This is a genomic window from Phaeodactylibacter xiamenensis (assembly GCF_965229835.1).
GTDB classification, from domain to species: Bacteria; Bacteroidota; Bacteroidia; order Chitinophagales; family Saprospiraceae; genus Phaeodactylibacter; species Phaeodactylibacter xiamenensis.
In genome coordinates, this window is sequence record NZ_OZ245931.1 from 2,043,234 (window position 1) to 2,065,337 (window position 22,104).

The 22,104-nt window shown below is 51.9% G+C and carries 18 protein-coding genes; 6 read left to right on the forward strand and 12 right to left on the reverse strand.

Annotation, left to right across the window (positions count from 1 at the left end; all coding sequences use genetic code 11):
* Positions 1–176: 176 nt before the first annotated feature.
* The 3 genes from ACO08I_RS07515 to ACO08I_RS07525 all read left to right on the forward strand — a co-directional run bounded on the left by ACO08I_RS07515 (position 177) and on the right by ACO08I_RS07525 (position 4,190).
* Positions 177–1,937 carry a helix-turn-helix domain-containing protein gene (locus ACO08I_RS07515; protein ID WP_421948953.1) on the forward strand — a complete coding sequence of 587 codons (1,761 nt, stop codon included), beginning with the start codon at positions 177–179 and terminating at the stop codon, positions 1,935–1,937.
* Between the two features lie 108 nt (positions 1,938–2,045).
* Entirely contained in the window at positions 2,046–2,900 is an 855-nt protein-coding gene (locus ACO08I_RS07520) for an SDR family oxidoreductase (protein WP_421948954.1), read from the forward strand.
* A gap of 72 nt (positions 2,901–2,972) precedes the next feature.
* Positions 2,973–4,190, forward strand: a complete 1,218-nt coding sequence (locus ACO08I_RS07525; protein WP_282782336.1) for a serine hydrolase domain-containing protein — start codon at positions 2,973–2,975, stop codon at positions 4,188–4,190.
* A gap of 9 nt (positions 4,191–4,199) precedes the next feature.
* Here ACO08I_RS07525 and ACO08I_RS07530 read toward each other — a convergent pair whose 3' ends face one another.
* The 5 genes from ACO08I_RS07530 to ACO08I_RS07550 all read right to left on the reverse strand — a co-directional run bounded on the left by ACO08I_RS07530 (position 4,200) and on the right by ACO08I_RS07550 (position 9,943).
* Positions 4,200–4,697 carry a hypothetical protein gene (locus tag ACO08I_RS07530; protein ID WP_421948955.1) on the reverse strand — a complete coding sequence of 166 codons (498 nt, stop codon included), beginning with the start codon at positions 4,695–4,697 and terminating at the stop codon, positions 4,200–4,202.
* Between the two features lie 84 nt (positions 4,698–4,781).
* Positions 4,782–5,252 carry a DinB family protein gene (locus ACO08I_RS07535; protein WP_282782332.1) on the reverse strand — a complete coding sequence of 157 codons (471 nt, stop codon included), beginning with the start codon at positions 5,250–5,252 and terminating at the stop codon, positions 4,782–4,784.
* A gap of 163 nt (positions 5,253–5,415) precedes the next feature.
* Entirely contained in the window at positions 5,416–6,864 is a 1,449-nt protein-coding gene (locus tag ACO08I_RS07540) for a sulfatase-like hydrolase/transferase (protein WP_421948956.1), read from the reverse strand.
* Between the two features lie 26 nt (positions 6,865–6,890).
* The gene (locus ACO08I_RS07545; protein WP_421948957.1) at positions 6,891–8,498 is read right to left on the reverse strand and encodes an alpha-L-fucosidase; all 1,608 of its coding nucleotides are present in this window, start codon (positions 8,496–8,498) and stop codon (positions 6,891–6,893) included.
* A gap of 11 nt (positions 8,499–8,509) precedes the next feature.
* Positions 8,510–9,943: a sulfatase gene (locus tag ACO08I_RS07550; protein ID WP_421948958.1), complete on the reverse strand. Its 1,434-nt coding sequence runs from the start codon at positions 9,941–9,943 to the stop codon at positions 8,510–8,512.
* Positions 9,944–10,318: 375 nt separating this feature from the next.
* Between ACO08I_RS07550 and ACO08I_RS07555 the strand changes: the two genes are divergently transcribed.
* Positions 10,319–11,419 (forward strand): Gfo/Idh/MocA family protein, encoded by a 1,101-nt coding sequence (locus ACO08I_RS07555; protein ID WP_421948959.1) that lies wholly within the window; start codon positions 10,319–10,321, stop codon positions 11,417–11,419.
* 84 nt (positions 11,420–11,503) lie between these two features.
* On the forward strand, positions 11,504–12,577 hold the full coding sequence (locus ACO08I_RS07560) for an Rpn family recombination-promoting nuclease/putative transposase (RefSeq protein WP_421948960.1): 1,074 nt from the start codon (positions 11,504–11,506) through the stop codon (positions 12,575–12,577).
* Positions 12,578–12,610: 33 nt separating this feature from the next.
* Here ACO08I_RS07560 and ACO08I_RS07565 read toward each other — a convergent pair whose 3' ends face one another.
* Positions 12,611–13,381: an SGNH/GDSL hydrolase family protein gene (locus tag ACO08I_RS07565; RefSeq protein WP_421948961.1), complete on the reverse strand. Its 771-nt coding sequence runs from the start codon at positions 13,379–13,381 to the stop codon at positions 12,611–12,613.
* On the opposite strand from ACO08I_RS07565, the gene ACO08I_RS07570 reads away from it, so the two are divergent.
* Entirely contained in the window at positions 13,371–14,129 is a 759-nt protein-coding gene (locus tag ACO08I_RS07570) for a hypothetical protein (RefSeq protein ID WP_152605289.1), read from the forward strand. The two genes, ACO08I_RS07565 and ACO08I_RS07570, sit on opposite strands and share 11 nt — an antisense overlap.
* A gap of 50 nt (positions 14,130–14,179) precedes the next feature.
* On the opposite strand, the gene ACO08I_RS07575 is transcribed toward ACO08I_RS07570, so the two are convergent.
* From ACO08I_RS07575 to ACO08I_RS07600, 6 genes are all read right to left on the reverse strand, one after another.
* The gene (locus ACO08I_RS07575) at positions 14,180–15,520 is read right to left on the reverse strand and encodes a hypothetical protein (RefSeq protein WP_421948962.1); all 1,341 of its coding nucleotides are present in this window, start codon (positions 15,518–15,520) and stop codon (positions 14,180–14,182) included.
* 103 nt (positions 15,521–15,623) lie between these two features.
* Complete coding sequence (locus ACO08I_RS07580; protein WP_044229623.1) at positions 15,624–16,883, reverse strand: hypothetical protein; 1,260 nt, start codon at positions 16,881–16,883, stop codon at positions 15,624–15,626.
* Positions 16,880–17,767, reverse strand: coding sequence for a hypothetical protein (locus ACO08I_RS07585; protein WP_421948963.1), 888 nt, complete (start codon positions 17,765–17,767; stop codon positions 16,880–16,882). Before ACO08I_RS07585 ends, ACO08I_RS07580 begins: the two co-directional genes overlap by 4 nt.
* A gap of 96 nt (positions 17,768–17,863) precedes the next feature.
* Positions 17,864–18,688: a hypothetical protein gene (locus ACO08I_RS07590; RefSeq protein ID WP_421948964.1), complete on the reverse strand. Its 825-nt coding sequence runs from the start codon at positions 18,686–18,688 to the stop codon at positions 17,864–17,866.
* Between the two features lie 459 nt (positions 18,689–19,147).
* Positions 19,148–20,287 carry a transposase gene (locus tag ACO08I_RS07595; protein WP_421948965.1) on the reverse strand — a complete coding sequence of 380 codons (1,140 nt, stop codon included), beginning with the start codon at positions 20,285–20,287 and terminating at the stop codon, positions 19,148–19,150.
* Between the two features lie 256 nt (positions 20,288–20,543).
* Positions 20,544–21,836: a T9SS type A sorting domain-containing protein gene (locus ACO08I_RS07600; RefSeq protein WP_421948966.1), complete on the reverse strand. Its 1,293-nt coding sequence runs from the start codon at positions 21,834–21,836 to the stop codon at positions 20,544–20,546.
* Positions 21,837–22,104 lie beyond the last annotated feature (268 nt).

The following is a 22,104-nucleotide window of genomic DNA, read 5'->3' on the forward strand; positions in this document are numbered from 1 at the left end:
GCTATCCACATTGAAAGTAACTATATCATTACAGACGGGTGACTTTTGTCATAAGTTAAAAGGGTCGTTTACCGTTCCTGTTTCAGCCGGAATAATTTCCTGATCCTTAATTGGCTTACCCGTCATCTGATAATTTCCTATTTTTAACCCTAAGCGGTCAAAACACCTAAACAACCTTGATACGAACGAAGTCCATAGCCGTCCTCCCCTTTGAAAGCCTAAGCGCTGATCAGGAGCACACTTACTTTGCCGACGGCATGTCGGAAGAGATCATTCTCGCCCTCAGCCGGGTGGAAGGGCTCAAAGTGACAGCCAGAACGTCCAGCTTTGCCTACCGCGACCGGAAAACCGATGTCCGGATCATTGGCAACCAACTGGGCGTGGCTACAGTACTCGACGGGAGTATCCGGAAAGTGGGCAAGCGCATCCGCATCCATGCACAGCTCGTGCGCACGGACAACGGCTTCCACCTCTGGTCCGAACGCTTCGACCGCGAACTGACAGATATCTTTGAGCTGCAGGATGAAATCAGCCTGCTGATTGCCGAGAAAATCAGGGAAAACTACGGGCACCTTGATATTGACGACCACCTCGTGACCTCCAAAACGCGGGACATCAAAGCCTATCAGATGTTCCTGAAAGGCCGCTTTTTTCAACTCCAATGGAAAAGCGAAGATTTCGAGCGGGCTATACATTCCTACAAACAAAGCATAGCACTTGACCCCGCTTATTATCAGCCCTACTTTGGGCTCGTACAGTGCTATGGTATTCTTGGGTCCTGGGGTTTTATGAATAAACTGGATGCCCTGACTGCGGCCGATTTCTACCTTACGCAGGGCATTGCCCTACAACCGGAATCTACAGAGGCCTATTTTGCGAAAGCCACTCAGGCACTCTGGATAAACTGGGACCCGCACAGCGCACTTCAGGCACTGCACAAGGGACTGGTGATCTCGCCTCAGGATACAGAGTCGCTGGAGTCCGCCGCAGAATGCCATACCGCACTCGGGCAATTTGACCAGGCGCTGGAGTACATCAACAAGGCCCTGGAGTACAACCCCCTATCCCCCAACCACCACTACACCAAAGGCAATATCTACTATTTGCAGGAGCAATACGATACCGCTATGCAATGGATGGATAAAGCGCTGGCCATCGACCTGAACTGGGAACTGGCAATTCGGACGAAAGCTTGCTGCTATATCCTCAAAGGCCAGCAGCAGGAACTGCACAGCTGGCTCAACCGCACACCGAAGGGGGGTATCAACAGTAATTTCTTGCGGCTCTACGAAGCCATACATACGGAAAACAGCCTCTCCTCTTCCGATTTCGTAACCGATACCACTATTTATCTGCCCTGGGCCATCTACGCTCCCCTCTACACCGGTGACCAGGCACAAGCGTTGGCGGCCTTAAAACAGGGTATTCAACAACGCAACGGGCAGTACATCAACTTTGGCAATGACCCGCTGCTGCGCCCCCTGCGCCCGCTAACCGAATTCCAGCAACTGGTTCAAACCACCTTCACTTCAGCGGCAGGGCGGGTTACCGCTTCTGTTCAAAAAGAAAAAGCCGGCACCAAGCTATCGCCGGAAGAAGCAGGAGACTACAAAGCCGCCCTGCAGGGCATTATGGAAAACGAGCAAGCTTACCTCAGCCCCGAGCTCAACCTGCGGGAGCTCGCCGCCCGGATTGACCTCCACCCCAATAAATTGTCCTGCCTGCTGAATGAAACGCTCGGGCAAAACTTCAACGAGTATATCAACACCTGGCGGTTGGGCGCTTTCCAGCAAAAGGCCGTGCTGCCGGAATTCAGCCACTACACCATCCTGGGGCTGGCCTATGATTGCGGATTTAATTCCAAGTCGGTCTTTAATGATTTCTTCAAAAAGTCCACCGGGCAAACCCCGAGTGCCTGGCTCAAGGCCAACCGGTAAACTGAGCGTCCGAAATTTCATACGGAGGGCAAGCTTGTACTGATTCTTATTCCCGGACGATCTTCGCGGCCCGGGCCTGCATCTTTGCATAGAATCAACAATACTCCTATGAAAAAGATACTGATCGCCGGTGCAACCGGCTACCTTGGCAGGCACCTCATCGCAGAATTGCAGGAACGACAGCTCCCATTCCAGGCTTTGGCCCGCAGCCCGCAGAAGCTTAAGCACTTCCAACTGCCTCCTGATACGCTCATCCGGGCGGAAGTTACCCAACCGGAAAGCCTGCGCGGGCAACTAAAAGGCATCGACACCTTAATCTCTACCGTGGGGATCACCCGACAAAAAGACGGGCTCACCTATATGGATGTGGACTATCAGGCCAACCTCAACCTGTTGGAAGAGGCCAAACGGGCAGGCGCTCGTAGGTTCATCTATATCTCCGCCATCAATGGCCGGCAGATGCGCCACCTCAAAATTATGGCAGCCAAAGAGCGGTTTGTGGATGCGCTCATGGCTTCCGGGCTGGAGTATCAAATCGTCCGCCCCAATGGGTTTTTCTCAGACATGACCGACTTCCTGGATATGGCGAAGAGCAGCAGAGTCTACCTGTTTGGGAATGGCGACTACAAGCTCAACCCCATCCACGGGCGGGACCTGGCTAAAACCATCATCGACGAGATGGGCTCATCTGCTACCGATCTGGAAGTAGGCGGCCCCGACATTCTCACCCAAAATGAGATCGCCGCGCTTGCCCTGAAAGCCGTGGGAAGTCCGCCGAATATCCTGCACCTGCCCGACTGGAGCCGCCGTTTGCTCATCTGGCTGATGCGCGCATTTACCTCCTCCAAAAACTACGGGCCCTATGAATTTTTTCTCACCATGATGGCGCAGGATAATGTCGCCCCCCGCTACGGGGTGGAGCGCCTTGAGCATTTCTTCAGAAAGGAAGCAGATAGCCTATAGGTGCCTGCTAACGGATTTGAGTGGGCATAACGTAGTGCTTTTTGCTTAGATTTACCGTCAAAACCTACTGCTATGCCAAATCTGTTCCGAATACTTATCCTGACCGCCTTAATTTTACTGGCTTCCGGCTGCCACATCGGCCGTTTTTTCCTTTGGAACTTCGCGGATGTCAATGATTACAAAAAGTTCCCGGCTACGACCATCAACGCTCCGGAAACGCCTTTCACTTTTGCCTATGCGCCAGACAGTATTCAGCAGAAGCTTGCCGAAACAGAACTGACCGCAGATGGTAAAAAATACACCCTGCCGGAATACATAAGCGATTATGGTAAAACGCTGGCGTTTCTCATCATCCGGAATGATACCATTCTTTACGAAAATTACTTCGATGGATATGCCGAGGATGGTCCGCTTCACCCTTCCTTTTCCGTGGCCAAGTCCTTTGTCTCCTCCCTTGTGGGCTTTGCCGTTCAGGAGGGCGCCATAGCAAGTGTAGACGACCCCGTAACGCAGTACCTGCCCGAACTGAAGGACAGGGACGAACGGTTCAGCCGCCTGACTATCGAGCACCTGCTCAACATGCGTAGCGGGCTGGACTACAATGAGAATAGCTATTTCAACCCCTTTGCACCTGTAGCCCGGGACTACTACGGACGGCAACTGGAAAAGTATACCCTGGAACGGTCCAAATTCGCCGCCGAGCCCGATAGCTACCGGGAATACCAAAGCATCAACACCCAACTCCTCGCGCTCATTGTGGAGCGGGCGACCGGAAAAGACCTGCCTCTGTATCTACAGGAAAAAATCTGGCAGCCCCTTGGCATGGAATTTCAGGCGAGCTGGAGCTTTGACAGCAAAAAAAGTGGCACAACGAAAGCTTTCTGCTGCCTGAATGCACAGGCCCGGGACTATGCGAAGTTCGGCCGTTTGTACCTGAACGGCGGAGCGTGGGAAGGCCAGCAATTGCTGGATCAGGAGTGGGTCGAACGCAGCACCACACCAGATTACACCAACGATTGCTACCAGTACCAGTGGTACAGCCGGTCGTACCGGGGTGTTGCGCCCGACTCAGCATCTGCGGTAGCTGCCGCTCCGGAAGGGGTGAGTGTGGCGCCGTTCCGCGATGGCGAGTACGCTTACCGGATGTGCGGGCCGGAGTTTTTGGCGATTGGCATCCTGGGCCAGTACATTTATGTGCACCCGGAGAAAAACATCATCATGGTCCGCCTGGGCAAGGATGATAAAGTGGGGTACCGGCAGTTGTTTTGGGCATTGAGTGAGAAGCTCTGATTTCCCTTACTATTGACCATCAATTACCTTGTACGGTTGGACCTGCTCAAACTCTTTTGGAGCGGGAGGTTGCCATGGATCAGGGGCTTTCCAGCTGCGCTTGCTGTTATAAAGGTAAACCCCGGTCCCTTTCTTGCGCGCCGACCACATTTCCAGGCCCAGTGCAACCAGCCCGGAAAGTGCAAATCCTCCGTAACCCACTATATCCACGCTTCTGCTATTGGTTAGCAACGCTGAAGCTATACCCGCCAGGCCAAAACCTTCCACTACTCTTCTTTTTCGGTCCAGCTTCAGCCCATAGTTAAAAGCTTCGTAGGCTTGCAGGTCAGTGGTTTTGAAATAGAAGGCCAACTCCTCTTCTGAGACGATACTGTCACCAACGGTAAAGTAGTTGTGGACTAAGAAGCCGGTCTGATGGTAAAGTACTTCAGGCTGCTGGTCAATGGGCTGGGCAGCCAGCACCTGCACAAGAGCGAAGAGCGCAATCAAAGAGAGATAATTTTTCATAGCCTTAGGTATTGGTTATGATAACAACAAAACTGCCAAAATCTTGTTCCCGGCTACCTGCTAAGCGTTGTTTTGAGAGGAATGTCAGGACTGCTCCCTGAGTAGTTTTTTCAACAGCACAATCTGCCCCAGATGATAGTGCAAATGCTCGATAATCCCGTTTAGGTTACTGAAGCAGTGGCCGTATTTGGGGGCCGAAAAGTCCGCCCACATCTGCTCTTCAGGGAGTTTGGCGGTCACCGCAATCAGCCGTTCTGCATCTGCCCAAACCGCATCAAGAAGGGCCTGCCAGTCGGCTTCGGACTTGATGTCCGGAGTTTCCCAGCTGTATTTGTCCCTGGCTTGCAAAGGTCCACCTTCGAGTACACTGGCAATATGGGGCAGGTAGTAAGTGGCGTGATAGACCAATTGTGCAATGGTGTTAAGTCCGGCTACTTTTGAGGTCGCCATCTGCCAGTCGACATCCGACAGCTGATCCTTGTAGTTGGAATCCGACCAGTTTCCGCCGAAGAGGACGCCTTTAAAGTGCTTGGAGAGATTTTTTGGCAGTGCCATAGCGTATAAGGGTTAATGTCCTGCAATTTAGCCATTTACCGGTTAATAACCGGCGTCCCGGCTGTACAGGTTTAGCGCCTGCCCTTTGCGGCGGTTGGAAAAGCTGGTCAGCCACGGGGCGAAGGCTGCCCAAATCCACGTGTTTATACTTTTCATTCTTCTGTTATTTTTGACTTTTCCGGCTAGCCAGACCGTGTTGCTTATCCCATTCCAGGAGTTCCCGTTTCAAAGCACTGGCCTTTTCAGGAAATTGCCCAGCCAGATTCCGAACCTCCCAGGGATCCTGCTCCAGGTCAAAAAGTTGTAGTGTCTCCACTCCATCAACCCAGTACCGGATGAGCTTGGTATTGTCTTTTCGAATCGCTCCCTGTATGCCTTTGTACTGAAGATGAAGGACGCTTCGGACGGTTTTCTGCTCCCCTCTGATCACCGGGACCAGGCTTCTGCCATCTAGCCCGGCAGGCACCTCTGCCCCTGCCAGGTCACACAAAGTGGGGAATAAGTCTATAAGGTAGCATAAAGCAGGGGTTGAATCTCCCCGGGGAATACCCGGCCCGGCGATGAGCAAAGGCACATTGACCGAATGTTGATAAAGATTTTGCTTACCCATCAGCCCATGCTGCCCTACTGCCAGCCCGTTGTCCCCCGCAAAGACGATGATGGTATGGTCCAGCTGCCCGGACTTTTCCAACGCCTCCAGAATGCGCCCTACCTGAGCATCCAGATGGCTGATCATGGCATAGTATTCCAGGATATGCTGCCTGATTTCTTCGGGTTGCCGGGGGGTATCCGCCAGCTGCTCATCCCGGATAATCAACTGCCCGTTATTGAATGGATGCTCAGGCATAAAATTGGGTGGCAGAGCTATGCTGTCGGGGTGGTACCATTCCAGGTACTCCGGGGGCATACTCCGGGGATCATGGGGAGCCGTGAATGCCGTGTACAGAAAAAAGGGATTGTCGCCCGGGCTGCGGCTTTCAATGAAGCCTATCGCTGCATTGGCAAACACTTCGGAAGCATGAATGCCTCCAAATACATACTCACCGGGAAGCGTATCCACTTTATTGCTGTGCCGGTCATCCTGAACAACCGGGCGGCGATCTGTATAAACCGCATCGGGTTGATAATGGTATAATGGCGTATTCCAGGGGTCATGCATACCGCCCATAAAAATATGCTCCCCAGTATTGAAATTCCGGTTGAAGGTATGGCGGCTGTTGTGCCATTTACCAGTCCCAAAGGCATCATAGCCGTTATCCTGCAGGGTTTCTCCGAGGAGCGCATGATCATCCGGAATATTGAAGCCGGCCGGCAAAAGGCGGCTCAAGTGCCTCCCTGTCATAAGCATAGCCCGGCTTGGTGCACAGACCGCACCATTATCTGCACCCATAATATGGGCTTCCGTAAATAGCATCCCGCTGGACCTCAGGCGGTCCAGGTTGGGGGTTTTGATTGCCGGATTGGTAAGGGCGCTGGCCCGCATATCATCAGCAAACAAAAACAGAATATTGGGAGAAGCCACGACCTGCTGTTCCGATTGAGCGGAAAGCTGAGGCTGGCAGAAAAGGGCACAAAAGGCCATCAAAATTATTGAGCAGCTCAATCTCGTCATGGTTATTCTGTTGGGTTGAAATAAATTTAGGGAATGAGCAGCTCTTCAACCGCTCCTTCAATAGAGATATAATCGTGTTTAACAAAAGCTCTTATTTGATAACGACCTGGCGACCAATCTGGAATGGACAGGCTAAAAGCTCCCGTTTTGCTGAACTCACCTGCCGGCAACTCCTTCCAATCCGTATGCTTTGTGATATCATTCAGCCCTTTAGGCTTGAGCCGGTACTGAAAACCTGCCTGTACGCTTTTTTCATCGCCCAGTGATAGTAACTCACCCTGTAAATGCCCATCTGCGGCTACTGGAAGGGTGCGAATAGCCGGTGGAATAAATGCGGGTCTAACATGTTCTAACTTAATGACAACTGGATTCGGCCAGCGGTGGTTATTGTAGATACGCTGTGCCCGGACAACGGAAACTTCTATCCCTTTTTCTGCTTTTCGGAAGCGGGAGGTGGCGTCCACTTCGGGCATATACTCCACCCATTTATCGGATTGCCCCAGTACGCTAATTTTCGTTTTCTCAGTAGGCGCTACCGCGTGCAGCAGGAATTCTCTCCGTTCGCCCCGCGGCCACTCCCCTTGCCCGCCCAGAATGGCATACACTACATCCTCATCCCTGGCTTTGGTATACCAAATATCCCCTTCGTGCGTAACCGGCCAGGGTTCCACCCCATCAATGGCTTCATGGTTGATAAAGTACCAGGCGGCCAGTTCTGTAAGATTGCGTTCCTGCTCGAACGGGAGCTCCCCAAGGCCATCCGGCCCAATATTGAGCAATAGCGCCCCACCCTGCGCCCGGGTTTCGGCAAGGAGCTGAATGACCTGCGAGGCCGGTTTGTAGGATTCATTGGTTGGCTTAAATTGCCACTGCGTGCCCATCGTCATACAGGCCTCCCAAACCCGGTCCGAAGCTACGCCAAGCAGGTGCTGTTCCGGGGTTTCAATTTCCCCGCGAGTGATGAGCACATCCGGTTTGAGCGACCAGCAATAGGGCTTTAGCGCATCAATGAGGAAGTTCTTCTTCCCATCAAAAAACAATACGTCAATGGGCCCATACTGAGCGAGCAGCTCTTTCATTTGAGCTTTTACAAAAGCAATATAGCGCTCGTTGGCTGCTGCCGGGCGGTCACCTTTTTCCCCGCGCTTAATTAACTCCCCCTGCTGATGCAAATAATGAAAATCCTCAGGAGAAAAATACAACCCAACTGCCAGCCCGTATTTTCGGCAGGCTTTGACGTATTCGGCCACAAAGTCGCGCTGGTAGGGCGTATGCTCAATACTAAAGTCCGTAGTCTCCGTATGCCAAAGGCAGAATCCGGAATGATGCTTAGCGGTCAGTACCATGTACTTCATACCTGCCAGCTTTGCCAGGCGGGCCCAACGGTCCGGGTCGGCATCTTGCGGGTCAAAAGTTTTGGGCAATTCCTCAAAGTAGCGCCGGGTGTAATCCTCAGAGGCGCCCACCAGAGAATGACTGATGACGGTACCCAACTGCGCATCCACGCTCCAGTGAATAAACATGCCAAACCCCGCATCTCTGAGCCAGGCTTCCCGCTCCGGCTGATTTTGAGCCGTCAGGGTTAGGGTGCCCAGCATGCCTATCAATATTCCTACCCGGTAAATGTTTCGCATGGTTATCTGTTTTAGTAATCAGTTCCTTTGAGGCTACGGCTAACGGAAGCCCTCCAGGATCGGTGAGCATCAATCAGTTTTGCCTTTATTTTCGGATTAGCTTCACTCTGATCCTTCAGTTCCGCAGGATCTGTGGTTAAATCGTATAACTCGAATGGAGCATCTTTTTCACTTTTGTACAACTTGTACTGCCCATCGATGATGGCCACCTGCCCCTGATAGTCAAAAAACAGGGGCGGAGCGGGCTTATCGGTCTCCCCTGCCAGCCACGGCAGCATACTTTTGCCATCCAGGGGGCGGTCATCCGGATAGGCAATCCCCGTAAGTTCCAAAATAGTGGGTAAGTAATCGCTGGTGGAAAAAGGCTTGTCAACCGTCTGCCCAGTGGGTAATGTTCCAGGGAAACTGACCAGGCCAGGTACCCGTATGCCACCTTCCTTCAGGCTACGCTTTCGTTCGCTTAATCCTTTGGTAATGCCAAGGCTCCGAGGCCGGCTTTTACGGTTCTCCGGACCATTATCGCTGGTAAAGAAAGTGAGTGTATTCTGGCGCAGACCGAGGTTTTTCAGGGTGGACCTCAGGCGCCCGATTTGTTCATCCATAGCCGATATGCACCCGTAATAATGTTGTTCGTTTTCAGCATTCGCTTCGTATTGAGCCAGGTACTTCGGCCCGGCAACCACCGGCGTGTGCGGCGCATGAAACCAAATAACGGCGAAGAAAGGCTCTTCCTGATCAGCAGCTTCTGTGATAAAATCAATAGCCCGGTCCATGATGACACGGCTGTCATCGCCTTTCAGGTTGTTCTCCACACGCTCGCCCTGTTCATTCCAGTAAAATGTGCCAAAATGATTTCCCAGCCCCTGACTCCCAACACCGCCGGCAGCCTTTTCCGGGGTACGCATGGGATCCCAGGTGGGTACCTTAGACTCCGTGGAGAAGCAGGTTTCAAATCCATGCAGCCAGGGTGGCGCATATTCATCGGCAAACTGTGGCTTCCCACCCCGGTTCGCATCAAGCGTATCACGGGTAAGCGTACCCAAATGCCACTTCCCAAAATGCCCGGTAAGGTAACCCTGTGCTTTGAGCAGCTCTGCCAGCGTCAGTTCCTCCTCTGGCAGGTGGCCAACGTTCGCACTAAAAATACCATAGCGATTGGGGTGGCGGCCTGTCAGGCAACTGCCACGGGTAGGTGAGCAAACGGGAGCGGCGGCATAGAAGCGGGTGAGCGCCACACCTTCGGCAGCTATACTATCCAGATTAGGCGTTTGCAAGACAGGATGCCCATTGTAACCCGTATCCCCCCAACCCAGGTCATCAGCCATAAGCAGGATGATATTTGGTGGTGCAGTGCTTTCTTTGCCTTGGTCCTTTGCCGGGCTGCAGCCCAGCAGCCCTGCAAGCAACGCTGGAAAAATCCACTTTTCAAAACCGTGTCCAATCATAAATGCAAGCTATTCTACCCAAAAGAGGCATATGATAGCGACCTGTAATGATTAGGCACCGCAGTTCGGTGAAGCCTGGTCATAGCTGACTTTTAGCCCCTGCCCCTTTAGGGCACAGTAGAGATGCTTAGGTTTTTTAAGAAAGATACGGCCAACCAGCCGCCCGGCAAACCAATCACCGACCAGAGCATAATCAGGTAATATTCCGGATTAAGGCCCTGCACATACATACTCAATCCCATCGCCATAAGGGCCAAGCCGAAGTTGGGACTGCAACGATGAAAGTCGCTATTACGTCCCTTTCAGTCTATTCAACCCTCCTTTAACCGCGCCCTTCTTTGTACATTGCCTTTCCTAAACAATACCAATGCTGTTATGAAGTCTCTGCCCTTTACCTTAATGCTACTACCACTCTACATGCTGGCACAGCAGCCCTCCCCAAAGCCTCCCGTTCGCGTAGGAGTTGCCGGCCTGGTCCATACCCATGTACACTGGATACTCGGGCGGGCAGAACGCGGGGATATTGAAATCGTTGGCATTGCCGAGCCCAACCGGGAGCTGGCGGAGCGCTATGCCAAACAGCATGGTTTTTCTATGGACTTGGTCTATCCGGATCTGGAAAGTATGCTGGAAGCAACAAAGCCTGAAGCCGTTACCGCTTTCAATACCATCTACGGGCATTTGGAGGTGGTGGAAGCCTGCGCGCCAAGAGGCATTCACGTTATGGTGGAAAAGCCGCTGGCCGTGAATCTGGAGCATGCGCGGAAGATGGTATCCCTGGCACAGGAACATAATATTTTACTGCTGACCAATTATGAAACCACCTGGTATGGCTCTAATCATAAAGTCAAGTCGCTCGCGGATGAAGGCGTTCTGGGCCCCATCCGTAAAATGGTAATCCACGACGGGCATGAAGGGCCGATTGAGATTGGCTGCAACCCAGAGTTCACCGACTGGCTCTGCGACCCGAAGTGGAACGGTGGCGGCGCCATTATAGATTTTGGCTGCTACGGTGCCAATTTATCAACCTGGCTGATGAAAGGAGAACGCCCAACGTCCGTTTTTGCGGTCACCCAGCAAATCAAGCCCCACCTGTACCCCAAAGTGGACGACGAAGCGACCATTGTGCTCGCCTACCCCGAAGCCCAGGCCATCATTCAGGCTTCCTGGAACTGGCCCTACAGCCGTAAAGACATGGAAGTCTACGGAAAATCCGGTGCCGCCTTTGCACTCGATGCCACCCGTTTGAAAGTCCGGCTACCGGAAAGCGCCACCTTTGAGCCCCAAACGGCAACAGCCCGGCCGGCGCCCTATGATGACCCTTTTGCACTTCTAGCAGCCCTGGTTCGGAAAACCATACCTTATGACGAAATGAGCTTGTCTTCTCTGGAAAATAATATGATCGTCGTAGAAATTTTGCAGGCGGCTGTGCAATCTGCTGAAACGGGTAAACGAGTGTACCTGCCGCAGGATTAACAGACGAATTATAAAAACTATCGTGTTTTTTATTTCATTTTTAAAACTTTATATTTATTTTGGCAGGGCATTCATCTCTGTATCATGCCCCAAAACTATCAAATACATCAACCAGACGACCGCTTTTTCAAATCGGCTATGAGTGACCCGGAGGTTGCCAGAAGCTACCTGCAATATTTTTATCCAAAGATCGCAGCCATTGCGGACCTCAGCACGCTGCAACAGCAAAATGCACAGGCACTGCGCCCTAACCTGAAGCTGTTTAGCGCGGATGTTGTCTTCCGATGCCGGCTGAAAGGTGAACAGGAGCAGCATTTTCATTTTTGCCTTCTTTTCGAGCATAAATCAGAGCCAGATGAGTATGTGGCAGTGCAAATCGGGCTTTATATTTTCCTGCTCCTGCGCGAGCAAGCGAAGGCTAAAAACCAGCCATTGGAGCCCGTGTTGCCCTTGCTGTTTTACAATGGGAAGGCGGCTTGGCAGCCAAAGACCGTGCATGAGCTCTTTAAATCCCACCCCGCCTATGAAGTGCTACAGCCCTATATGCCAGATTTCCGTTTCCTAATCGAAGATGCGCACCGCCTGCCACCGGAGGAGCTGCTGAAGCTGGGGCTCAGCTACTTCCGCTCCACGATGCTATCGATGGCGCTGCGGCATAGGCAAGACTTGATCTTTGAACATATTGAGGTTATCTTTGAAGGAGCAAAAAACAGCGATCAGGTATTATCCGTTATTACATATATCCTAGGCGTGGCAGAGCGATCACCCAGACAATTTCTGAAGCAATTGGAAAATACCGAATTCAAGACAAAACCGAATGTGATGAGCACATTAGAGCAATTACTGGAAATGGGCCGAAAAGAAGGTCTGGAGAAAGGCTTGGAAAAGGGCTTGGAAAAGGGCCTGGACAAAGGCATTTACAAAAATCGCGTTTTCAATCTGCTCAAGGCGGCGATCCGTTTTCCAAAATTGAGCAAGGAAGAGCTATCCGATTTCACAGAGCTGGACCTGCCAGTCGTCACCACTTTCCTGTCTGTTAAAACGCAGAAAGATGCCACTGCCCTGAAAAAGCATATCCTGGAGGACTTACTCACCGATATTCCTGTGAGCAGCGTAGAAGAAGAGAAACTAACGAAGCTCATCGAACAGCTGTTGTAAGGAATTACCTTCATGCTGAACTCAGGGGCATAACTACAGAACCCCCAAACGCCCAACATACCCCGCTACATCCCGCGCCCAAACCTGATAAGTCAGTGCCGAAGGGTGCACCCCATCGCTGAAGTAGTCAGCAGGAGGCGCACTGACACCCAGCCGGTCCCGCCAGTCCTCCAGGGTGATTACCCGGGCATAGTAAAAAACATTGGGCATCGGTTCCGTAACATGATCCAAAGACCGCCCCAGTAGTTCGACATGACTGCCCACGACGCGTTTGATCAGCGGGGTAAAAGCCGGAAAGCTCTTAATTGGAGGCATATTGGTAAACACGATGGGCGTTTCGGGAAAGCGTTCACGTAAGGCAGCAATCAGGTCGCGAATACTGCGTCGCCAACGCCAGGGCGGGTTGAGGTGAAAAGCATCATTACCACCCAGCCCAATGACGATGAGGTCAATATCGGTTTCGGCTATTTGCGGGATCAGCTTTTCCGTCACCCGCTTAGCAGTATACCCACTCCTGGCATAAACCTTCCACACAACCGGCTTCCCCAACTGATTGGCCAAAGCACGGGCTAATGTGCCACTGAAGCCTTCCTCGTGGGTTTCCACTCCAATACCGGCAATCGTGCTCTCCCCAATAGTGATTAACCGCAGTACCTGTCCTTTACCGGTACCGATGTAACCTGAAGCGCCTTTTGCAGGAGGCAACTTTGGCACCGATGCCCGAATGCGTTTCCCCTGTATAGCCATCAATGGCAACAATGGAGCAACCAGTAAACCAGATAAAATGTACTTTATGTCCTCCATTTTTCCGGGGAAGATACAGCATATTGGCTACTTCGCACGTTATACCTCTACGCAAATCGCTTACAATATGAAACCCCGATTGACGCTCCTTTTGATCTTCTGCACCTTCGCTCAGGTTCTAAGTGCGCAAGACCAGCCTGCCCCTAAAAAGTGGGGAGTCCATATCACCCCAACCAGCCTGGTCAATTATTATCCACGGTTTAGAGTGGGGACGCAATATATGAGCGAACGGTATAGCTATCTACTTGATGTTTCCTACGCCAACTTTCCTTCTTTTTGGGGTGGCTCCAATTATCGAAAAGGGTTTTCCTACCTTGCAATCCGTCCGGAAATACGCCGTTTTATTACCTCCCGCCCGGAGATAAACAGCGGTGGGCTTTATACTTCCGATTACTGGGGGCTTGAACTGGCCCTTAGCCACTTCCCATTGCGTATTGAAGGCGATGCCTATGAAGCTACCGATGGTGAGCAGTACAGCTTTGACGAGGCCACCCGCCTCAGAAGGCAACTGGCTGTGCATTTAAAATATGGTACACAACGCATTTATAGTAAGGTGCATATTGACCTGTTTGTTGGTGTGGGCCTAAGACTGCAGCACCTTCAGTATCAGGATGTTTCCGGACAGATACTTCGGTTCGACAACCCGGCTGAGGAGTGGCTGATCAGTATTGAGTCAAAGCGGGAAGGCTGGAGCCTACGCCCTTCTCTAACCCTGGGGCTCCGGCTGGGAATTGGTGTGGGGCAGTAACCTAAGTATCCCTATAAGGCATGGAGTACTTTTGATTCCTTCGTTGATAGCTATTCCCCCATTTCCGGAGTGAATACAGGAACCCGCTCTGCATGCTGTGTTTTATAAAACTCCACTTTGGCCACCTGCTGTGGCCGGACCGATCCATCTTCCCGCTGGAATTGGAAGGATAGCTCAAGGTAATGCAGCCCTTTTTCTAAATGACTAATGTCAAGGTACGTTTGCAAGCCTACCTGAAGTGGCTCCTGCTTTCGTGTAAACAGATACTCAGCTTCTACAGGCTCACCATCAAGCTGTAGGTTATAAAAGCGGGAGAGGCAATCCATCACCAGGCTGTCCTGATCTACGGAATCCTGCCGGGCACTGTAGTTGCATAAAGGTTTGATGTACCGGTCTTCGTAGCTCGACTTGTGGACCACGAACACGCTTAGGACATTGCTCTCGATCACATCAGAAGGAATCTGTATCAAACCTGAGGGCTTATCACCCGCCCAATTCGCGTAGTGGCCCGGATACATCAGCTGCTCTGCAGTATCCGGGAGGCGCAAGGTAAGCGCATCAGCCGGATTGTTTTTCAATCGGAACCCACTGTACAGCAATACCGTAACACTCATAAAAATCAGAATAGCCAGTACCGACTTCCATTTTGCGTGGTTACTTACAAGTCCGTAGTAGATTTTCCGGTACAAAGGAGAGAGTGTCAGCCAGCTCATGACCCGGTAGATAGGCATATAAAACTTTGAGAAATAAGGAATACGCTTCAACAGCCCCAGGGTTAAAAAATCAAGTACGTAAATCCCCCCAATGATGCCGAGTATAGGGTCTAGCGTAGTTAGCTGCTCTGCCCGATCCGGGAAAAAGTACAACCAAGCTGCGAGTAGAGCCACTACTACACCGAGAAAAAAACATCCTCCAAGGAGCAGCATAAACAGCAAAAAACTGACTGCAAAAGTGGTACTGCAAATCTCTTCCAGACGAACTATATTTCGGGTATACTGTGCATCTTTGAAAATCAAACGATTGTAAGATTCGCCCATTTTCAGTCTGGAAACATCCACGCCATTTTTGTATACATAGCTCAACCCCACCAGAGCCACCCAGATACTGCGCAGTAGCAGGTGTACCATAAAACCTCCGATGAGCCATACGTTAGCGACCTTGAGCACGGCAATTATGCTCTCATCGGCCGTACCACTGGAAAAAACCTCAAAAGAAAAATGGCTAAGAAAGTGTTGCAGTTGCTCCAGCAATGCCGGCAACTGGAAAAGCCCATACAGCACAATACCGGAAACCAGGATTTCCGGTTCCCAGCTTTGCTCCTGTACACGAAGGAGCCAGGCAGGTGTTTCCTGTTCCGGACTATTCTTGGAAGGCTCGTTTTGATGCGCCAAAGGTTAAGCTTTTAGATTCAGGCTTTAATTTTACGAAAAATCTGCGATATGAAAAACCTGATGCAAACTGCGCTCACCCCGTCCGTAAATGTTATGGGCTAATTCAAAAATACTGCCCCAGCCCCAGCACAAACCCTCCCACCCCGGTGCCCAGCAGGGAGTGCCCGTAGTCTGCGGAAAAGACAGTGTTGTAAAACTGCTTTAGGATGAACCGCCCTCCTACCCCACCGTGCAGCCGTATGATTTCCGGGTCGGCAAAATCACTAAAAGTACCACCGGGCAGGCGCCAGCTTCCGGCATCCACAAAGCCCACTGCCTGCAGGCCGATTTGCCTGTTTTCCAGAAGGGTATACCGGTACTCTGTGTTAAGGGTCAGCATACCGGTGCCCCGGTCGATGCGATCGCCAACGCCGCGTATAGAGATGTGATTATCCAGTGCGAAGGGGGCAAAGGGCGTATTGACATTGGTGCTCAGCCCCCAGATGAAGCGCAGCGCCCAATTCCCACGCTTTCCAGTGCGCCGGTAGTACTTCCAGGCTTGCCGGATGATGTAGAACGGCTCGGAGCCCAGTTCATCAAGCACCACTTGCGAGTAGGTATCCACCGACAGGCCTGACCAGTAGAAATAGTGGGGCACGGCTCCCCGGTAGAAGTGGTTGGCCCGGATACCGAGTTTTCCAATATCCAGTTCACGCGGAAAGAGCGGGCGGTCTTCCTCCGCTACCGTACCCAACCGATAACCTTCCTGAAAGAGGCTGATGCCCACCTGATACTCCTGCCGCCGGGTAGGCGTAAAAAAGGCAGTCGCATTCAGGCTGGAGTTAGAATAGTCGTACCAGGCCGTAGCGGGCCCTTTATAAAGCGGCTCATAGGAATTCCAAAGCGTATAGGACACTTCCGCCCCCAACTTCCCCACCAAAAACGGGTGCCGGTAGAACAGCCCAAGGCTATGCCGAAGGTTGTACTGATAGTAAGCCCCCACACTAATGCCCCGCCCCAGGAAATTGAACTCAGAAAGCCCGCCAATGACCGTGGTGATGTCATTGGAAGACCACAACCCTGCGTAAGGCAGCACCGTTTTGGCTTCATCGGTCTCCCAACGCAGGTGAAGCCCGCTGTCCGTGGTATCCAGGTGGTAGGCCACAGCGTTGAAAGCCGGTTGCAATACCAGCCATCGCCGCATTTCCTCCAGGGCTTCCCAGGTGACCGTATCTCCGGGCGAGGCCCCGGCAATGCCGTAGAAAAACCCGGGATGGGTACGCTTTAGCCCTTCTGTTTCCACGGATTGCAAAACCATGCCTTGCGCACGCAGGGCAGGCAGGCTCAACAGGAATAATGAAAGAGAAAAAATCAGCCGCATCATAAATTTACATAACGGAAGCCGATATTATAGGTTGCGCCCAGGCCCGAGCTATTTCCAAACAGGAACTGTGCATGCGAAATCTCCAGATTCAGGGCATCCGTGAGCTGATACTTCGCGCCCGCCCCGGCCAGCGTAAAGTGCTGACTGAAGTTGTTGCCCAGGTCAATTCGCCGGGCATGCTGCGCATTGACATAAAAGGTAAGGTTGGAACTGGGAAAGTAGCTTAAAAATACAGATACAGGCATAAAGCCGCTGTCGTTGGCATAGCTCTCTTCATCCGGCCCGAACAGGTAATCAAAACTCAGCTCCGTAAACAACTGCCAGTCTCCATTCGCAAAGGAGTGGTCGTAGTAGACTTTGTTGGCCCAAATGGTACTGCGTTCTGCAAAAAACACCCCATTAACAGACTCCTCCTCAAACACAGGCAGCATTAGTGAGGACTGAAAGGACAGGCGCGGCAGGCTCCTAAAGGGCGTGAACCGCACAGAAGGAGCAACATAGGACACTCCGCTTCTCGCAAACTCCTCATTATTGGCGTACCGCAGCGCATCAAGGGCCGGGTGCTCCATTTCTGCGGAAGAGATGAGGGAGGACCGGAAATTGACAATCACACCAGCATTGACCCGCGCATTGGGCGACACTCCCACGAAGCCCTCCAGGATATTGGTCAGGAAGGTCGCACGGGGGCGGTCACTCACCTCCCCATTCTCATTAGCGCCGCGGGTTTCCGTGTATAAATTATTGAAAAGCTTGGCTTCCCAGCTCCCCTTCGGCAAAAGGCGGGAAGGGGTATAGGTTTGTATGATGGACTGCCCCTGCTCAGGTTGGGCAAAGGCCACATACACCACAAACAGCAACAATACCGGGGTAAGGAAATACTTCATGGTTCTATCGTTTTGATCTGTGCCTTTAACGTCGAAGCCTCATTTTTAGCTTTCATAAAATGGGCCCGACGTCCGGGCTGCGACACCTGTAACGTGCTACACCGTAGCGGATTTCTCTGCATAAGCCTTGACCTTAGCCCAATCCTCCGCAAAAAAGTCGCGCACCTTTTCCAGTTCCTTCGGTGGGATGAGCGGGGCAGGGTCAACAAAGCGTTTAGGCAAGAGCTTGGAGGGGTAGAGCACTGCATAGCTGGCCAGCATCTGCCCGCGGCGGTGCAGCCATCCACTGAGGGATCTTGAGTTGGTAGGAGTCAGCTCTTCTCCAAAAATGTATTTGCCCATCTTACGCATGACCTTCAGCTCCTTCTCCTTGTAGGAAGTGTGCACCTTGGCCAGAGAAATATCTTTTTGATCGTATGCTGCATCAGCGTAGGCCGCAATCTTATCGAAGAACGCCCAGGGGGTCGTACGAAGCTCTTCATAAAACAGCACAAGCGGCTTATGGGTAAAGTGCTTTTCGAGCTGCTCAATGTGGTTGTAAAAAATGAAATCATTGACCTTCCACAGGCCTGTGTCCCCTTCCACATCCAAAAAACCGGTAAAGGGCAGGTGCCCGCCGTTCTTCACATAACGCCGGTACTGAGAAGCCGCCCAGCCATCGTGCCGCCGGAAAATAATAATAGGCTTTACCTCCGGATAGTAGGATGCAAACCAGCTGACCTCCCGCTCCATTTGCTGATCAAACTCCCGGGAGACGAAGTACCGCCCGTACTTCCCCTTTTTGATGATGTCCGGCACCTGCCGGTAACGGTTAGTGGGGATATAGTGGATTTTTTGCAGCTTCGGGAAAAAGCGGTGCTGCAAATAAGTGGAAGCGACCTTGCCCAGGCCAACGTGGAAAACGATCTCAGGTACTGCCATAACTCGATTGAATATGGCGCAAAAGTACAGGAAAAATTGGCAACTGGTAAATGGGGCTTTTCTGGAGCTGAACGATGCAGAGCCCTTGCCCCGTCAGGGGCAAAATATTGGTAACCCTAAAGCACTGAACTGGTTCCGCGCCGTTAGGTGCGGAATGTAAGCTACCGACCTCGTTAAGACGATACGCCTTCGAAACTTCCACTTGCGGATCGGGCTTGGCTTAAAGCCTTTGTAAAGAGACACATTCTGCACCTACGGCGCAGGGAGTGACGTTTGCAGATTGAAGATTACCCACATACAGCCCCTAAAAGAACTTTACACCGCTCTAACAGGGAAACGGATCGAACAAGAATCACGCTACTAAATTTATCTGTAAACGACTGATTATTAAAGACCAGACACGGAAGAGCCCCTAAGCGTAAAAAACATCAAATCATTCGGTCAATAGTCCGTGGCAAATCAGGCGGCAATTTTGCCGATAGCCCTGAAGCGCTCGCGGATGGAATTAATTTTTGAAAGCTGTGCGCCGATGCCGAACGTGGCAATAAATCGGTCCAGCAATAAATCGTTGGCATACTGGGTTTTAACGTCTGCCATAGAAAACGCTTTGCGTTCCTGCGGCGGGGCGCTGAGGTAGTATGCTGCTTTAGCAAGCGATACGGCTGTGAGGGCCGTGTTGATATGGAAGTGCAGCTTTTGCGGACTGCGTGCCTGGCAGTGGGCCAGCCCTGCATGTTGCTTGCCATCCCTGTACAGGAACTCAATCTGAAAGCGGCACTGATAAGCGTGCAGTACCTCTGCGCCATCCATGCCCGTATCGGTGCAGGCATAAATCTTCGCGGATTTTACTTGCCCCTGATCGTCCAAGTGATGTACGATGACAACTTTAGCGTTGCGCTTCCAAGACTGTACATTTACAGTGGCCTGGTAAGCAACCCACGAACCGTCTTCTGCTTGTGCGCATGGCGTGAAATGGTCTTCGCGAAGGGCATAAGGATTGATCCGGCCGTCATATGTTTTAGGGCGCCCCCTTCTTCTTTTCAGCCTTGGCCCATTATAAAGGTAGCGCAGCCTTGCATCCTTGCGCAGGCGGGTGATCAGTTGGAAACCTTCGCCAAGCAGCGTATCCACGAAAGGCTCCCTGGCGAAATAGGCATCCGCAGTGACATACTTGGAAAGCCTCAACAGGGCTTCTTTGCGCTCACAAAGGATACGGGCATAGAAAGCAAGCTGCGATTCCCCCTCTTTCAGGCCTACTGTCTGGACGGCTTCGAGATGGAGGGCTGCTTTGTCCGCCAGGTCCACAGCAGCTATACCCGAAAACTCCAGGCCGCGCAGCTCGCGGCCGGCGCAGCCAGAGTAGAAGTAGCCTATACCCGCTGTATGCTTGCCGCTCTTTGGTACAAAGCAAGGGTCAAAAGCAATAGCCAAGTGCTGCCCAAGCTGTTGCGAAGCCAGCTCAGCATTGAACTCCAGCCAGCTAAAGGGGCGGGCGAAGTTCTGCCGGTAGGTATCTTCCCCGTATTCGCCCCAGCGTGAAAGGTTAGTGAAGTTGTACCGGCCTCGCACGGCTAGCCATAATGGAAACAAGTGCAGCATAAATCGGTATTGCCAACGGTTATTTGTAGAAATTTTTCGTAATATTTGTTCCGTGAGTGCTTTGACGCTCATAGGGGCAAAGTTGGTTTGAGTGTGTAGGAACTCCCAAATTACAACTTTCCCCTTTTTTATGCCTATGCGTCATTTTCCCCACGGACTATTGTTCGGTGTGACCTGATAAATATTTTACCCTTAGAAACCTACTCCACCTAAAGCTCCATTAAAAGGCGCTTAAACGCCCTCCTTAATCTTAATCTCACATTTTGATCAACGGCACCACCTTAGCCCCATCGGCACTCCGGGCATACAGGAAATACGGCCCTTTCGGCAAGTGCGCAGCGGGGATTTGCAAGGCCCTCACGCTCATCTGCTGCGCCATGACTTTGCGCCCGGTCGCATCAAATAGCGCAATCTGGATATCAGGGGTGCCTTCCTGCTCCGTACTCAACTGAATGAAATCCTGAAACGGGTTTTGCAGGACCTCAATACTAAAGCCCCTGGCCTCCGGATGAGAACTGGAGGAAGGAAAGTCCGGGTACGCGCCAGCTATGCCTTCAATATCGGCATTGTACTTCATGATCAGGGCATATTTGCCCACGACAAACCCGGTCGAATCGTTTTGAAAATCAACATCAAACAAGGGAATGCCCGGAGTAGGTAAGACCTCCCAGCTCACGCCCTGATCTGCAGTACTCAAAATAGTGCCTTCAGGCCCGGAGTTGCCTGTAAATACCAGGTGCGCACAGGTTGAAAAAGCCCGGTCCGGGGAAATAAAATTCAAATCCGTAACATCACCATAATTTCCGCCCTGCAGGTCCCAGCTTATGCCCTGATCTGTAGTCTTGAACAACTGCCCATTGTCCAGATGGAGGTATCCCGTTTGGGTGTCGGTAAAATCCAAGCCGGGTGCAAACAGAAAATCAGCCCCCAGGTCGGTACCCGCCACCCAGGATGTCCCCTGATCCGTAGTTCTCAAAATGAAGCGGTCCAAACCTCCGGGGATGTCCTCCGCATATCCATAACCTGCTGCCAGCCCCACCTGCTGATCCGCAAAGTGTAAACTGCTGATTTCTCCTGTTTCGTAGCCCGCCCCTTCCAAAGACCATGCCGTTTGCCAGGATTGCCCCTGATCTGGGGATTTGTAAATACCGGCATAGCCCGCGACCAGAACGACAGCGTCGCTAACGGCGGCTATGGCATGAAACGCTTCGGCTTCATCGGAGTACACCACAGACCATGACTCTCCAAGGTCTGTGGACCTTACCATCTGCTCCCTTCCCACAGCAAGGAGCACCGAATCCCCAAGCCGCTCAATATCCAGAAAATCCATATCCAGGCCGGTGTCAAATCCCTCCCAGGACTCCCCGGCATCAAAAGACCGGAAGCAAGCCGACGAGTCCCCCATAGCAAAGAGCGTGGAGTCATTGATGGCTTTAATGACGTGGAGGCTACCCGGGAAATCAGTATCCACGTATTTGACTTCCCATTGGCTGTGGGCGGGGGAGAAGAAGAGGGTTGCGCAAAAGAGGGTGATGATATACTTTTTCATTTCCTTACATTATGGTATAAAAATATAGATTCTGTAAACCAATCGTACGACCAACTCATCAGGTGTAGTTTTCATCACCGCACCAGCAGCAGCGGCGTTGCCCCTTTCGGGGGGGCCGGTTTCTCCCGGGATCCGATAGGTTCTTGTGAAGAAGCTGGAGCAGAGCCCATCGGTAGTACCTGGCGCAAGCTCTACACCAGCAAGGCTTTGAAGAGCTCGGGCAGCGCACAAAGTAAGTACCTTGCAACTGATTGCCTTTGCCAGGCAA